Here is a 14,501-nt window from a genome sequence, read left to right as displayed (position 1 = left end):
CGGGGGCACCCGATCAGGCCGCCGCCCTGGTCGACGGAGCCAGCGCCAGCTTCAGGACGGCGATCACCGCGAACAGCCCGATCAGAAGGGCCGCGCCCTTCAGCAGCAGGCTGGCCGGCAGATGCGCCTTGCCATGCACATAGTCATCGATGATGACCTGCAAGCCGAGCTGCATGTGGTAGAAGGTCAGCACCATCAGCGCGAGCAGCATCGAGGCGTTGGCGGGCTTGCCACCCCATTCCACGACATCCTGCTGCTCGGCGCCGGCCAGGCGCAGGACTTGCAGGACGAACCAGCCCGAGAGCGGGACCAGCGCCACGGCGGACATCCGTTCCAGCCACCAATGGTCGACACCGGCCTTGCCCGCGCCGAGGCCGCGGGCCCGGCCCAGTTGAGAGCGCATGACATCGATGCGCGGCGTGTGGGACGCGTTCATGTCAGGATGCCTTCTTCTTTCTGGAGCGGCAGGCGGCGACGCCGAAGATGCTGGCGAGCAGCACCAGCGTGGCGCCGATCGTCACACCCACGGCCACCGGGCCGTCCTCGTTGATCTCCTTCTTCTCGAAGCGGTAGCCGGCGTCCCATGCGAGATGCCGCAGCCCGGCGACGAAGTGATAGACCAGCGCCAGCGTCCACCCCGCCAGGGCGAGCTTGCCCAGGGGGTTTCGGGTGACTTTCTGAACTTTCTTGAAGGATTCGGGCCCTTTCGATGCGGCGTTCAGCCAGCAGACGCCAAGCGTGGCGCCTGCCGCGGCGGCGACGCCGGCGGCCCGGTTCGCGATCGAAAGAAACATGGAGAGGCGGAAGCGATAGACCTGGAGATGCGGGGACATGGGTCGCCGGGTCAGTGTTCCGTCGCTTCGGTGCCCTATATAGAGCGCATCACGGACATCCTGCATGGTCGTCTCGTCGATTTCCCTGATTATGGCTCCGGTTTGTTCCGTTGCCTTGTGCCTGTTCGGTCCTACGCCGGGGCGGAGGCGCGGTCAACGCAGGGGGGAACACGAGGTCGCGAGACGCGCGGCCGGCGTCTGGTCCGCGGGAACCGAAACGGAGTCGAACCGTTCCGGTTCCCTGGCCGTCATGCGTGACGGGCGTGGGGGTGGATCAGGTCCAGAGCGATCATGGTCTCGGCGATCTGCACCGCGTTCAGCGCCGCCCCCTTGCGCAGATTGTCCGCGACGCACCAGAAGGCCAGCCCGTTGGGAACAGTGGGGTCGATCCGCAATCGCGACACGTAAGTCGCGTCCTCACCAACACATTCGATCGGCGTGACGTAGCCGCCATCCTCCGGCTTGTCGTGCAGGATGACCCCCGGCGCGTCGCGCAGGACGGCGCGCGCGCGCTCGAGATCCACCTTCTCCTCGCATTCCACCACCACGGCTTCGGAATGGCCGATGAAGACCGGAACGCGCACGCAGGTAGCAAAAACGGAGATATCAGGGTCGAGGATTTTGCGGGTCTCGACCGCCATCTTCCATTCCTCCTTGGTCGCGCCGTCATCCATGAAGCGGTCGATATGAGGGATGCAGTTGAAGGCGATCTGCTTGGTGAACTGCTCGGGGCTCGCCGGGTCGCCGACGAAGCTGCCGCGCGACTGGGTGAACAGCTCGTCCATGCCTTCCTTGCCCGCGCCGGCCACCGCCTGGTAGGTGGCGACCACGACGCGGCGGATGGTGAACAGGTCGTGCAGCGGCTTCAGCGCCACCACCATCTGGATGGTCGAGCAGTTGGGGTTGGCGATGATGCCGCGCCGCGCCTTCTTCAGCGCCTCGGGATTGACCTCGGGCACCACCAGCGGCACGTCGGGCTCCATGCGGAAATGCGACGTGTTGTCGATGACGATGCAGCCGGCCTTCGCCGCGCGCGGCGCATGCGCCGCCGAGACCGAGGCGCCGGGCGAGAACAGCGCGATGTCCCAGCCGGTGAAATCGAAGGTCTCCAGGTTCTGGACCTTCAGGACCTTCCTGTCGCCGAACGAGATCTCCTGCCCGGTGGAGCGGGCCGATGCCAGGGCGGCAATCTCGCTAATCGGGAACGCGCGTTCGGCCAGCGTCTTGAGCATTTCGCGCCCCACAGCTCCGGTGGCGCCTACGACCGCGACGCGGTATCCCATCGATTGTCATCCCTGATTGCGGCCCCGGCCGATCCGGGGAACCTGATGCTGGAAACCTGGGAGAGGTAGTGCCTGACCGGGTGCTATGCAAGCGAGAGCCGCTGTCGGGCACGGTTTTTGGCCATTCCGGCCTGTGAAGGCGGCCAGGGGTCTCATGTTTGTGTTGCCCGGTGCCGGCCACCGCGCGTTGCCACGTGGGCGTCGCCGGTGTCACATGCGGCGGGCCTGTCCAGGGAGTATCCGTCATGTCGTTCTCTCGCGATATTTCTTCACCGGCGCGTAGCCGCCATGCCATTCCGCCATCGGGCACGCAGCCGGCACCGCCCTGTACGCTGGTCATTTTCGGCGCGCGGGGCGACCTGACCAAGCGGCTGCTGATCCCGGCGCTGTATAACCTCGCGGGCAGCGGGCTGCTGGACGCGGATTTCCGTGTGCTGGGCGTCGATCGGGTGGCGGGCGCCGCCGCCGACTGGCGCGACGGGCTGGCCGCCACCATGCAGGACTTCACCAAGGATCCTGACGGCGAGTTCTATACCCCCACCATCGACGAGAAGGCCTGGAACTGGGTCGCCGAGCGGCTGGACTATGTTCAGGCCGATTTCGCAGACCCGGGCCAGATGCGCGCGCTGGCGGAGCGGGTACAGGGCAATGCCGTCTTCTATCTGGCGGTACCCTCGCGCTTCTTCGGCCCGCTGGTCGAGATGCTGGGCCAGGCGGGGCTGGTCGCCCAGCGGGAAGGGGCCTTTCGCCGGGTGGTGATCGAGAAGCCTTTCGGTTCCGACCTGGCCACGGCGCAGGCGCTGAACCGGCAGGTCCTGAGCGTGCTGGACGAACGGCAGGTCTATCGGATCGATCATTTCCTGGGCAAGGAGACGGTCCAGAACATCCTGGCCATGCGGTTCGGCAACCTGATCTTCGAGCCGCTGTGGCGCAGCGAGTATATCGACCACGTGCAGATCACGGCGGCCGAGACCATCGGGGTGGAGCAGCGCGGCGCGTTTTACGAGCCGACGGGCGCGCTGCGCGACATGGTGCCGAACCATCTGTTCCAGCTTTTCGCCATGGTGGCGATGGAGCCGCCGGCCTCGTTCTCGGCCGAGACGGTGCGGACGGCGAAGGAGCAATTGTTCGAATCCGTCCGCCCGGTGCGTCCCGAGGACGCGGTGCGCGGCCAGTATCGCGCCGGCATCGTCGACGGAAAGCCGGTAGTGGCCTATCGCGACGCCCCTGGCGTCGCCGCCGACAGCGTTACGGAGACCTATGTCGCGCTGAAGCTGCATGTCGATAACTGGCGCTGGTCGGGCGTGCCCTTTTATCTGCGGACGGGCAAGTCGCTGGGTGGGCGGCGGACGGAAGTCGTGGTGCAGTTCAAGAAGCCGCCGGTGGCGATCTTTCGCGGCACCGCCACCGACAGCCTGCCGCCCAATCGCATGATCCTGAACGTGCAGCCGGCACAGGGGCTGACGATCGAGATGGCGGCCAAACATCCGGGCCCGGCGATGGACCTGGCCGCCGTGCAGGTGCGCTTTCGTTATGAAGACGCGTTCGATCTGCAACCCAATGTGGGGTACGAAACCCTGTTGTACGATTGCCTGAGCGGCGATGCCACGCTGTTTCAGCGGGCCGACAATATCGACGCGGCCTGGACGGCGGTCGATCCGGTGCTGCAATCGTGGGGGCATGCGGCCGAGGGACTGGAATTCTATGACGCCGGGGCGAGCGGCCCGGCGGGCGCCGACGCGCTGCTGGCCCGCGACGGGCGGGCCTGGTACCCGCTGGATGAAAGCTGAGGCGGCCGTGCATCGTTGAATGGTTGCCAGGGGCCGCGGCCTCTGGAGGGGGTCGGGGCGGAGCCCCGACCTTAATCTTTATCTTTCTTCTTTAATCTTTATCTTTCTCTGCCCCTCAGTGCGCGGCCGCCTGCTGCGGGTGGTTTTCCGACTGGCGGAACAGGGTATCGGCGGCTTTCTTCTGCGCGTCGTCCAGCCCGTTATAGAGCGTGCGGAACGCCATGTTCAGCGCTTGCAGGTCCTGCGCGCGCTGGGTGACCAGGTCGGCGTAGGACTGCATGTTGTCCGGCGCGCTCAGGGTCGGCAGCCGGGCGCGGCGCTGTTCGATCGAATCGTGGAAGTGCGCCGCGTTGTCGCGCATCACCTGGGCGAAAATGTTCCACGCGCCTTCCTGCGCGGGGGTGATGCCCAGTTGCTGGTGCAATGTCGCGATATGGGCGGCAAGCTGGTCCGGCGTCGGGTCATGCGGGGTGTGAACCGGAACGGCGGAGGAGGCGGGAGCCGATGTGTCGGGCGCCGCGAGGGCGGGGGTGGCCAGCAGGGCGAGGGCGGCGATGAGGGGAAGCCGGCGGACGGTCATGGACAAGGGTCTCCGGGAAAGCGGGGGGACTGGACGGACCGGATGTCCCGGTCGGGTGTGCGTGGCATGCGCGTCTTCAGTACGGGGGCGCCCCGTAGTACCCCTGCGGATAATAAGCCGGCGGGGGCGGCGGAGGTTCCGGCTGCGGCGGATAATAGGCGGCGGGCGGCGGCGCGGCCTGCGAGGACAGGGCGCCGCCCAGCAGCGCGCCGACCGCCAGGCCGGCGATGCCGGCCCCGATGGCCGCGCCGGCGCCGGAACCGCGATAGCCGCGCCTGTCGTCGCCGCGCCAGCCTGGACCGCCGCGCCAGCCGGGATTGCCGTGCCAGCCGGGGCCGCCATGGCGATAGGGTCCGGGTCCCGGACCGGGGCGCGGTCCCGGTCCAGGCCTGGGGCCGGGTCCAGGTCCGGGACCCGGACCGCGATCCCGGTGCTGGGCCATGGCCGGGGCGGCGATCGAGGTGCTGCCGGCCAGCAGGATGCCGGCGATCAGAAGGGGGAAGGCGCGCGCCCGCATCATGGGACTCCTCTCGATCGTAGGGGGGGCGATCGTCGGGGATCGCATCCCGTTTGACGACGGGAGGATCGGCGTCGATCATGTCAGAATCACGGCTGGGATCAGGCGGCGGGCGACAGGCGCTTCGCCAGGGCGGACAGGCGGTGGCGACGCAGTTCGTTGCGGGCCTTGGCGTCGTTTTCCATATAGTTGAGCTGGATCGTGTAGCGCCGGCCGACATACTGGCGATGGCCGTGCCACGTGGTGGGACCGTTGGGAAAGATCAGCAGCGTGCCGTCGACGGGGGGGATTTCGGCCGCGTAATCCTCGACATCGTCCGGGCCGCGCAGCAGGCGCAGGCAGCCTTCCTGCCGGGCCCAGGCCTCGCTGGCCGGATTGAGATACAGCAGCACCGTCACGCGCTTGGCGACCGAGTCGCAATGGATGCGACCGTCCCTGGCCCGCGTGCGGCCGCGCAGGGTCAGCATGGTCGGCGCGTCGTCCAGGTTCAGGGCGAATTTGCGGGCGATCGCCTGGCGCAGCACCGGCCCTTCAAGCTCCGCGATCAGGCCGCGCGCCAGCGGCGACAGGGCCAGCGCCGAGGGCGGGAACGAGCCGCCGGACGCCAGTTCGGGCAGCGAGGCCACCAGTGCGGCCAGATCGTCCGGCCGGATGAAATTCCGGACCACCGCATGGGCGAATGGCGTGTCGGACACGCGGGCGGCGTCCAGCGCGGCGTAGTCGGGGCGGATCGGCGTGGTGACGGTCATGGAACCTGCACGGGATGATGAAAACCACAGCGCGATTCCTAGAACCGGAGCCGGGGCGAAATCAAGGCGGCGGGACCGGGTCCCGCCGCCCGGCCGTCATGCCGCGCCGGAGGCCTTTTCGGCCGCGTCCAGTGCCCGGGTGGAATAGACCGCCGCCGCGCCGGCGTTCAGCGCCACGGCCACGCCCAGGGCTTCGGCGATCTCCTCCTTCGTCGCGCCGGCATGTACGGCCGCCTTGGAATGGACCGCGATGCAGCCGTCGCAGCGGGTGGTGACCGCGACGGCCAGCGCGATCAGTTCGCGCGTCTTCGCGTCCAGCCGGTTGGTGGTCTTCGCGGCGTTGTCCAGCGTCGTCAGCCCTTCGATCGTGCCCGGTGACAGGGTGGCGAAGGCAGGCACGGCCTGGCCGAGAAAATGGCGGTAGGCGGACCAGTCGATCATCACGAAACATCCTCGATATGTGGTCATTGACCGGGGCGGAGTTCACCAGATGGAGAGCAGCCCTGTCACGACACGGTTTGGCGAGCGCATGCCCTTGATGGGAGGCGTTGCCGGCGCTATCGGCCATAGATCATGGAATCCGCGCTGACAGCCTTCGCATCCGACCTGAACCTGCCCCCTGGCTCGGGGCCCCTGGCAGCGTACGAGGCCCGGGTGGCCGCCGGATTGCTGTCCCGCGACCCCGAGCAGGCCAAGGCGGCCGCGCGGCTGGACCAGTTGTGGCGGGAACTGCCGGGCTACCATCCCGTGGTGCGGCGGCCGAAGCCCAGGGGGCTGCTGGGCGGCCTGAAGACCCGGCTGGGGCTGGATGGCGGCGCGGCGGAGGCGCCGCGCCCGCGCGGGGTCTACATGGTCGGGCAGGTCGGGCGTGGCAAGACCATGCTGATGGACCTGTTCTTCGAACTGGCGCCCGTCGAGCACAAGATGCGGGTGCATTTCCACCGCTTCATGCAGGATGTCCACAAGCGCCTCCATGACATGAAGCGCGCGAATCCCGGACTGACCGATCCGATTCCGCCGCTGGCCCATGCCATCGCGCAGGATGCCTGGCTGCTCTGCTTCGACGAGTTCCAGGTCAACGACATTGCCGATGCGATGGTCCTGGGGCGTTTGTTCGAATATCTGTTCGCCGACGGCGTGGTGGTGGTCGCGACCTCGAACACCGAACCGCAGGACCTGTTCCAGAACCGGCCCGGGGCCGATGCCTTCCGGCCCTTCATCGCGATCATCCAGCGCGAGGTCGATACGGTGGTGCTGGACTCGCCGCGCGATTACCGGCGCGGCGGCATGCGCGGCATGACCACCTGGATCGTGCCGCCCGGCCCCGAAGCGGCGCAGGAGCTGGATTCGATCTTCATGCGGCTGGCCGACGGCGCGCCCATCCGCCCGGTGACGCTGGAGGTGATGGGTCGCGCGCTCGCGGTGACGGTCGCGGCCGGCCCGGTCGCGCGCTTCAGCTTCGGCGACCTGTGCGGGCGGCCGCTGGGGGCGGGCGACTATCTGGCGCTGGCCACGCGTTTCCCGGCCCTGGTGCTGGAGGATATTCCCCGGCTGGGACCGGAGAATTTCGATGTCGCGCGCCGTTTCATCGTTCTGATCGATACGATGTACGAACAGAAGGTCAAGCTGTTCGCCTCGGCCGAGGACCAGCCGGACGCGATCTATCAGAAGGGCGAGGGCGCGCAGGCGTTCGAACGGACCGCGTCGCGCCTGGAGGAGATGCAGAGTGCCGCCTACCTGGACCTGCCGCACCTGTCCTGACCGGCCGGGCGGCCGGCGGATGGCCGGGTGAAATGCGTGTGGGGCCTGCGTTTCCTGGCGTCACGGTATCGTGACACGTATGGCGGTGGTGTGAGCGGCGGGGCGGTAGGCAACGGGTTCGCTCTTTGCTTGGGTATGCACGGCTTGCACCGGCCGGGTACGCGCGCCGGAATGCCGGCTTCGTGACACCCATGCGCGCGCGGGTGGAAACGGAAAGGTGAGTATGCGTGCGGAGCAATCCTGCCCGTGGCGAAACGTGGCGGCGGATGGCCAAAGGTGGCGCTAGGGTTGGGACGATAAACGGCCGGGGCCGATATTCCGCCACGATTGGCGGCGATGGCTCGGGCCCGGATAATGACGTGGCCGGTCAGGTCATGAACGAGGAGATGTCTTCAAGATGGCGGGCGTAGATATCCTGTCGACCGCGTTCAGCGGAGCCAACACGGCCTATCTGGCCGACCTGTATGCGCGCTGGGCGGCGGATCCCGGCAGCGTCGATCCTTCCTTCGCATCGCTGTTCGCGGCAATGGACGAGGAAGGCGCTGCGATCCTGCATGACGCGGAAGGGGCCTCGTGGGCGCCGCGTCCGTCCGCCATCGATGGCGGCGACGGGGTGGCGGCGCCGGCCAGGGGCGCGCCCGTATCGGCGGAAAGCCTGAACGCAGCGGCCGACGACAGCCTGCGCGCGACGCAACTGATCCGCGCCTATCGGGTGCGCGGCCATCTGGAAGCCCGGCTGGACCCGCTGGGCCTCCAGGTGCCCAAGCCCCATACCGATCTCGACCCGGCGACCTATGGGTTCGGCCCCCAGGACCTCGACCGGCCGATCTATCTGGGCAAGATCGTCGCCAACCTGATCGGCAAGCAGTCGGCGACGATCAATGAGGTGCTGGACGCGCTGCGCGCCGTCTATTGCGGGCCGATCGGCACGGAATACATGCATGTGCAGGACCCCGAGCAGCGCAACTGGCTCCAGCAGCGGCTGGAAGGCGACAATTGGCGCGTCGGGGCCTCGCCCCAGGAAAAGAAGCTCATCCTGCACCACCTGACCGAGGCCGAGGGGTTCGAGGCGTTCTGCCAGAAGCGCTATGTCGGCACCAAGCGGTTCGGGCTGGAAGGCGAGGACGTCACCATTCCGGCGCTGCACGCGCTGATCGACCAGGTGGCCAAGGACGGCGTGCGCACGGTGGCGATCGGCATGCCGCATCGCGGCCGGCTGAACACGCTGGTCAACATCGTGCGCAAGCCCTACACGGCCATCTTCAGCGAATTCGCCGGCGCCTCGTTCAAGCCGGACGACGTGCAGGGCTCGGGCGACGTCAAATACCATCTCGGCACCTCGACCGACGTGGATATCGACGGCAACCCGGTCCATATCTCGCTCCAGCCCAACCCGTCGCATCTGGAAGCCGTCGATCCGGTGGTGATCGGCAAGGTGCGCGCCGCCCAGGACGATGACGACCCGCATGTGCGCAGCCGCCACATGGCGGTGCTGATGCATGGCGATGCCGCGTTCGCCGGCCAGGGCCTGGTCTACGAGACCATGGCGATGTCGCAACTGATCGGCTATCGCACCGGCGGCACGATCCATATCGTGGTGAACAACCAGATCGGTTTCACCACCGTGTCGGCCCATGCCTTCTCCGGCCTGTATTGCACCGACGTCGCCAAGGCGGTGCAGGCGCCGATCCTGCACGTCAATGGCGACGAGCCCGAGGCCGTGATCTATTGCGCGCGCCTGGCGGCCGATTTCCGCCAGAAATTCGCCACCGACATCGTGCTGGACATCGTCGGCTATCGCCGTCACGGCCATAACGAATCCGACGAGCCGTCCTTCACCCAGCCGACGATGTACAAGGCCATCGCCGCGCGGCCGACGGTGCGCACGCTGTATGCCGACCGCCTGGTGCGCGAGGGCGTGGTGACCGAGGCCGAGGCGACGGGGCAATGGGATGCGTTCCAGAACAGGCTGGAAGAGGCCTATCAGGCGGCGCAGACCTACAAGCCCAACAAGGCCGACTGGCTGGAAGGGGCCTGGACCGGCCTGAAGCCGCCGCCGGCGGGCAAGGTGGATGCCGAACCCGCCACCGGGATTTCGGTCGAGACGCTGCGCAAGATCGGCGCCGCGATCAGCACGGCGCCGGCCGACTTCAACATCAATCCGAAGATCGCGCGGCAGCTCAAGGCCAAGGCGACGATGTTCCAGAGCGGCGAAGGGATCGACTGGGCGACCGGCGAGGCCCTGGGCTTCGGTTCGCTGTTGCTGGAAAAGCATCGGGTGCGCCTGTCGGGCGAGGATTGCCAGCGTGGCACCTTCAGCCAGCGCCATGCGGTGCTGATCGACCAGGTCAACCAGAACACCTATGCGCCGCTGAACAATATCGACCCGGCGCAGGGCGTGTTCGAGGTCTATAACTCGCTGTTGTCCGAATTCGGCGTGCTGGGCTTCGAATATGGCTATTCGCTGGCCGATCCGAACGCGCTGGTGTTGTGGGAAGGCCAGTTCGGCGATTTCGCCAACGGCGCGCAGGTCATCATCGACCAGTTCATCGCCTCGGGCGAGACCAAGTGGCTGCGCATGTCGGGCCTCGTGCTGCTGCTGCCGCATGGCTATGAGGGCCAGGGGCCGGAACATTCCTCCGCCCGTCTGGAGCGGTACCTCCAGCTCTGCGCCGAGAACAACATGCGGGTGTGCAACATCACCACGCCGGCGAACTATTTCCATGCCCTGCGTCGCCAGCTCAAGCTGGACTACCGCAAGCCGCTGGTGATCATGACGCCGAAATCGCTGCTGCGTCATCGTCTGGCCGTATCCAATCTGGAGGAGTTCGCATCCGGCACCACGTTCCGCCCGGTGATCGGCGAGATCGATCCGATCGCGTCGGGCGACAAGGTGGAGCGGGTCGTGATCTGCTCGGGCAAGGTCTATTACGACCTGCTGGCGGAGCGGCGCGAGCGCGCGCTGGACAAGGTCGCGATCCTGCGGCTGGAGCAGTTCTATCCCTTCCCGGAAAAGCTGCTGGCCGAACAGCTTGCGCTGTATCCCAAGGCCCAGGTGATCTGGTGCCAGGAAGAGCCGGAGAACATGGGGGGATGGACCTTCGTCGATCGCCTGATCGAGGGCGTGATGGGCAAGGCCGGCCGCAAGAGCGGACGCCCGACCTATGTCGGCCGTGTCGCGGCCGCCAGCCCGGCCACGGGTCTGGCCCGCGTTCATGCCAGCGAACAGGCGGCCCTGGTCGCCAGCGCGCTGGGCGTGGCCTGAGGATGCGTCCCGGCCGGCGGGCCGGGATGGTCGAAGGGCGGCCGGCGCGGTCTTTTCGCGCCGGCTCCAGTCTGGTTATGGTGAGAATACACAAGCCGGCAGACGACGGGTGGGGGGCGCGAGGCATCGTGCCTCGATCCCGCACGCGGATCTGACCGGCAGAGGGAATGGAAAGAACGATGTCTGCCGAGATCAAGGTGCCGACGCTGGGTGAGAGCGTGACGACCGCCACGATTGCGAAATGGCTGAAGAATCCGGGTGACAGCGTCGCCGCCGACGAGCCGGTGGTGGAGCTGGAGACCGACAAGGTGAGTGTCGAGGTCGCGGCGCCGGAAGCGGGCGTGCTGGGTCCGCAACTGGTCGGCGAAGGTGCCGAGGTCGAGGTCGGGACCATCCTGGCGTCGGTCGAGGCCGGCAGCGGGACAGCCGCGCCCGCCAAGGCCCCCGAGGCCCCGAAGGCCCCCGCCGGCGTCCAGGCCCAGCCGGTCGCGGCCGGCCCGGTCGCGCGTCCCGCCACCCCGCCCTCCGATGTCGCGGCCCAGGGTGCCGCCCATGCCCCGATGCCGTCGGCGCAGAAGATGATGGCCGAAAAGGGGATCTCGACCGCCGAGATCGGCACCGGCACCGGCAAGGACGGAAGGGTGACGAAGGGCGACGTGCTGTCGTTCCTGGCGCAGCCGCCGGTGGCCAAGGCCGCTGCCGCCCCCGCCACGCCTCGCACCGATGACCCGCGCGAGGAGCGGGTGAAGATGACCCGCCTGCGCCGGACCATCGCCCGCCGCCTGAAGGACGCCCAGAACACCGCCGCCCTGCTGACCACCTTCAACGAGGTGGACATGACGGCGGCGAAGGAATTGCGGGCCGAATATCGCGACATCTTCGAGAAGAAGCATGGCGGCACCAAGCTGGGTTTCATGTCGATCTTCGCCAAGGCGGTGATGGCGGCGCTGAAGGAATTCCCGGCGGTCAATGCCGAGATCGACGGCGAGGACATCATCTATCGCGAATTCGTCAATCTCGGCATCGCGGTCGGTGGCCCCAACGGGCTGGTCGTGCCGGTGATCCGCGATGCGGAAAAGCTGAGCTTCGCCGGGATCGAGAGCGCGATCGCCGGCTTCGGCAAGCGCGCGCGCGACGGGTCGCTGAAGCTGGACGAACTGTCGGGCGGCACGTTCTCGATCACCAATGGCGGCATCTACGGCTCGCTGATGTCCACGCCGATCATCAACGCGCCGCAATCGGCCATCCTGGGCATGCATGCCATCCAGGATCGTCCGATCGCCCTCAACGGCCAGGTCGTGATCCGGCCGATGATGTATATCGCCCTGACCTATGATCACCGCATCGTCGACGGCAAGGAAGCCGTCAGCTTCCTGGTGCGCGTGAAGCAGAACGTGGAAGACCCGCGCCGTCTGCTGCTCGAGGTCTGATGCGCCGGGGCGGACCGGGCTTTCGGCTCGGTCCGCCGATTCTATTCCGACGCAGCGAACGCAGGACAAGAAGATGACCATTGAAATCAAGGTGCCGACTCTCGGCGAGAGCGTGACGACGGCCACGATCGGCAAGTGGCTGAAGCAGCCCGGTGACAGCGTCGCCGCCGACGAGCCGGTGGTGGAACTGGAGACCGACAAGGTCAGCGTGGAGGTTGCCGCGCCGTCGGCCGGCCGTCTGGGCGCCCATGCCGTGGCCGAGGGCGATGAAGTGGCGGTCGGTGCGGTGCTGACGACCGTCGAGGCGGGTGCCGGCGCCGCTCCGGCCGCCAAGCCTGCGCCCGCGGCGGCGAAGCCCGCCGAGGTCGAGGCCGCCCCGGCCCCTGTACCCGTGGCGGCGCCTCCGGCCGAGACCGATTATGATGTCATCGTCATCGGTGCCGGCCCTGGTGGCTATGTCTGCGCCATCCGCGCGGCGCAGTTGGGCTTCAAGGTCGCCTGCGTCGAGAAGCGCGCGACCCTGGGGGGCACCTGCCTGAATGTCGGCTGCATTCCGTCCAAGGCGCTGCTGCAATCCTCCGAGAATTTCCATGCCGCCGGCCATGATTACGCGGGCCATGGCATCCTGATCGACAGTGTCAGGCTGGATCTGAAGCGGATGATGGCGCGCAAGGCCGAGGTGGTCGATGCCAACGTCAAGGGTGTCGAGTTCCTGTTCAAGAAGAACAAGGTCACGTGGCTGAAGGGCTTCGGCACGCTGGAAGGCACCGGGCGCGTCACGGTCGACGGCAAGACGGTGACGGCGAAGCACATCGTGATCGCCAGCGGCAGCGACAGCGCCGGCCTGCCGGGGGTGGAGGTCGATGAGAAGGTTATCGTCACCTCGACCGGCGCGCTGGAACTGTCGGCGGTGCCGAAGAAGCTGGTCGTGATCGGCGGCGGCGTGATCGGGCTGGAACTGGGCAGCGTGTGGCACCGTCTGGGCGCCGAGGTCACGGTGGTCGAATATCTCGACCGTCTGGTGCCGGGCACGGATGGCGAGATCGCCAAGCAGTTCCAGCGCGTGCTGACCAGGCAGGGCCTGCAATTCAAGCTGGGCCACAAGGTGACCAAGGCCGAGAAGACCGGCAAGGGCGTGACGCTGACGGTCGAGCCGGCGGCCGGCGGAAAGGCCGAGACGCTGGATGCCGATATCGTCCTGCTGGCGATCGGCCGCACCGCCGCCAGCAAGGGTATGGGCCTGGAAGAGGCCGGCGTGGCGCTGGACAAGCGCGGCCGCATCGTGACGGACGCCCATTATGCGACCAGCGTGCCGGGTGTCTATGCGATCGGCGACGTCATCGCCGGCCCGATGCTGGCGCACAAGGCCGAGGATGAGGGCGTTGCCATCGCCGAGATTCTGGCCGGCCAGGCAGGCCATGTGAATTACGATGCCATTCCCGGTGTCGTCTACACCTGGCCCGAGGTCGCGACCGTCGGCCGTACCGAGGAAGAGCTGAAGGATGCCGGTGTGACCTACAAGACCGGCAAGTTCCCCTTCACCGCCAACGGCCGCGCCCGCGCCATGGGCATGACCGACGGGTTCGTGAAGGTGCTGGCCGATGCCGCCACCGACAAGGTGCTGGGTGTGCATATCATCGGCCCCGGCGCCGGCGAGTTGATTGCCGAAGCCACGCTGGCGATGGAATTCGGTGCCTCGTCGGAAGACATCGCCCGGACCTGCCACGCGCATCCGACGTTGAGCGAGGCGGTCAAGGAAGCGGCGCTGGATGTGGAGAAGCGCGCGATCCATATCTGATCGCGCGTTGGTTTTGATCTTCGTCGCGCCCGGCCATCTCGGTGGCCGGGCGTTTTTTTGGGGGGTCCTGCACCCCGATTGGCTTACGCCTTGCGGAGAAACTCGGCTTTCAGCATGTAGCTGCCGGCTTCGATGGCATGGTCGCCGCCGCGCAGGCGGATATTCTTGATCCTGGTGCCGACTTTCAGTGTGGTCGAAGAGCCTTTGACCTTCAGGTCCTTGATGACGACGACCGTGTCGCCGTCGGCGAGCGTCACGCCATTGGCATCGCGCACGACCTCTTCGGCCGGGGTGGTTTCAGCGATATCGGCAGGCCATTCATACCCGCAGGTGTCGCAGACTTGATGCGCCCCCTCGATATGCGTTTCTGTCAGACTGCATTGCGGGCAGGCGGGTGCGGTGGCGTCCATGAACCGGGCTTATCCTCACCGCACCCGGCAGACAATCCCCGTCTCCTATCGGGCGGCGAACTCGGAAGCGGATATGGCCGTCTGG

At 67.3% G+C, this 14,501-nt stretch carries 13 protein-coding genes; 5 read left to right on the top strand and 8 right to left on the bottom strand.

Annotated elements, in window-relative coordinates; genetic code table 11:
- Nucleotides 1-13: 13 nt before the first annotated feature.
- From sdhD to HLH48_RS04550, 3 genes are all read right to left on the bottom strand, one after another.
- Nucleotides 14-436, bottom strand: coding sequence for a succinate dehydrogenase, hydrophobic membrane anchor protein (gene sdhD, locus HLH48_RS04560; RefSeq protein ID WP_182996322.1), 423 nt, complete (start codon nt 434-436; stop codon nt 14-16).
- Nucleotide 437: 1 nt separating this feature from the next.
- The gene (gene sdhC / locus HLH48_RS04555) at nt 438-899 is read right to left on the bottom strand and encodes a succinate dehydrogenase, cytochrome b556 subunit (RefSeq protein ID WP_182996321.1); all 462 of its coding nucleotides are present in this window, start codon (nt 897-899) and stop codon (nt 438-440) included.
- Nucleotides 900-1,081: 182 nt separating this feature from the next.
- On the bottom strand, nt 1,082-2,116 hold the full coding sequence (locus HLH48_RS04550) for an aspartate-semialdehyde dehydrogenase (RefSeq protein WP_182996320.1): 1,035 nt from the start codon (nt 2,114-2,116) through the stop codon (nt 1,082-1,084).
- Between the two features lie 245 nt (nt 2,117-2,361).
- On the opposite strand from HLH48_RS04550, the gene zwf reads away from it, so the two are divergent.
- Entirely contained in the window at nt 2,362-3,906 is a 1,545-nt protein-coding gene (zwf, locus tag HLH48_RS04545; protein WP_182996319.1) for a glucose-6-phosphate dehydrogenase, read from the top strand.
- A gap of 115 nt (nt 3,907-4,021) precedes the next feature.
- Here zwf and HLH48_RS04540 read toward each other — a convergent pair whose 3' ends face one another.
- The 4 genes from HLH48_RS04540 to HLH48_RS04525 all read right to left on the bottom strand — a co-directional run bounded on the left by HLH48_RS04540 (nt 4,022) and on the right by HLH48_RS04525 (nt 6,193).
- Complete coding sequence (locus HLH48_RS04540) at nt 4,022-4,486, bottom strand: Spy/CpxP family protein refolding chaperone (RefSeq protein WP_182996318.1); 465 nt, start codon at nt 4,484-4,486, stop codon at nt 4,022-4,024.
- 76 nt (nt 4,487-4,562) lie between these two features.
- Nucleotides 4,563-5,006 (bottom strand): hypothetical protein, encoded by a 444-nt coding sequence (locus HLH48_RS04535; protein ID WP_246386884.1) that lies wholly within the window; start codon nt 5,004-5,006, stop codon nt 4,563-4,565.
- A 98-nt stretch (nt 5,007-5,104) separates the two neighbouring features.
- Complete coding sequence (locus HLH48_RS04530) at nt 5,105-5,752, bottom strand: 2OG-Fe(II) oxygenase family protein (protein ID WP_182996317.1); 648 nt, start codon at nt 5,750-5,752, stop codon at nt 5,105-5,107.
- Between the two features lie 96 nt (nt 5,753-5,848).
- Nucleotides 5,849-6,193 (bottom strand): carboxymuconolactone decarboxylase family protein, encoded by a 345-nt coding sequence (locus tag HLH48_RS04525; protein ID WP_182996316.1) that lies wholly within the window; start codon nt 6,191-6,193, stop codon nt 5,849-5,851.
- A gap of 132 nt (nt 6,194-6,325) precedes the next feature.
- Here HLH48_RS04525 and zapE point away from each other — a divergent pair, with 132 nt between their 5' ends.
- The 4 genes from zapE to lpdA all read left to right on the top strand — a co-directional run bounded on the left by zapE (nt 6,326) and on the right by lpdA (nt 14,006).
- Nucleotides 6,326-7,513: a cell division protein ZapE gene (gene zapE, locus HLH48_RS04520; protein WP_182996315.1), complete on the top strand. Its 1,188-nt coding sequence runs from the start codon at nt 6,326-6,328 to the stop codon at nt 7,511-7,513.
- Between the two features lie 397 nt (nt 7,514-7,910).
- Complete coding sequence (locus HLH48_RS04515; protein WP_182996314.1) at nt 7,911-10,778, top strand: 2-oxoglutarate dehydrogenase E1 component; 2,868 nt, start codon at nt 7,911-7,913, stop codon at nt 10,776-10,778.
- Nucleotides 10,779-10,957: 179 nt separating this feature from the next.
- Nucleotides 10,958-12,208 (top strand): 2-oxoglutarate dehydrogenase complex dihydrolipoyllysine-residue succinyltransferase, encoded by a 1,251-nt coding sequence (gene odhB / locus HLH48_RS04510; protein WP_182996313.1) that lies wholly within the window; start codon nt 10,958-10,960, stop codon nt 12,206-12,208.
- 73 nt (nt 12,209-12,281) lie between these two features.
- Nucleotides 12,282-14,006: a dihydrolipoyl dehydrogenase gene (gene lpdA / locus HLH48_RS04505; RefSeq protein WP_182996312.1), complete on the top strand. Its 1,725-nt coding sequence runs from the start codon at nt 12,282-12,284 to the stop codon at nt 14,004-14,006.
- Nucleotides 14,007-14,089: 83 nt separating this feature from the next.
- Here the strand turns inward: lpdA and HLH48_RS04500 are convergent, their stop codons facing one another.
- Entirely contained in the window at nt 14,090-14,416 is a 327-nt protein-coding gene (locus HLH48_RS04500; protein WP_182996311.1) for a zinc ribbon domain-containing protein YjdM, read from the bottom strand.
- Nucleotides 14,417-14,501 lie beyond the last annotated feature (85 nt).

The organism is Gluconacetobacter sacchari, from assembly GCF_014174255.1.
GTDB classification, from domain to species: Bacteria; Pseudomonadota; Alphaproteobacteria; order Acetobacterales; family Acetobacteraceae; genus Gluconacetobacter; species Gluconacetobacter sacchari.
The sequence above is the reverse complement of the archived record's forward strand: the minus strand, read 5'-3'. Positions and strand labels throughout refer to the sequence as shown.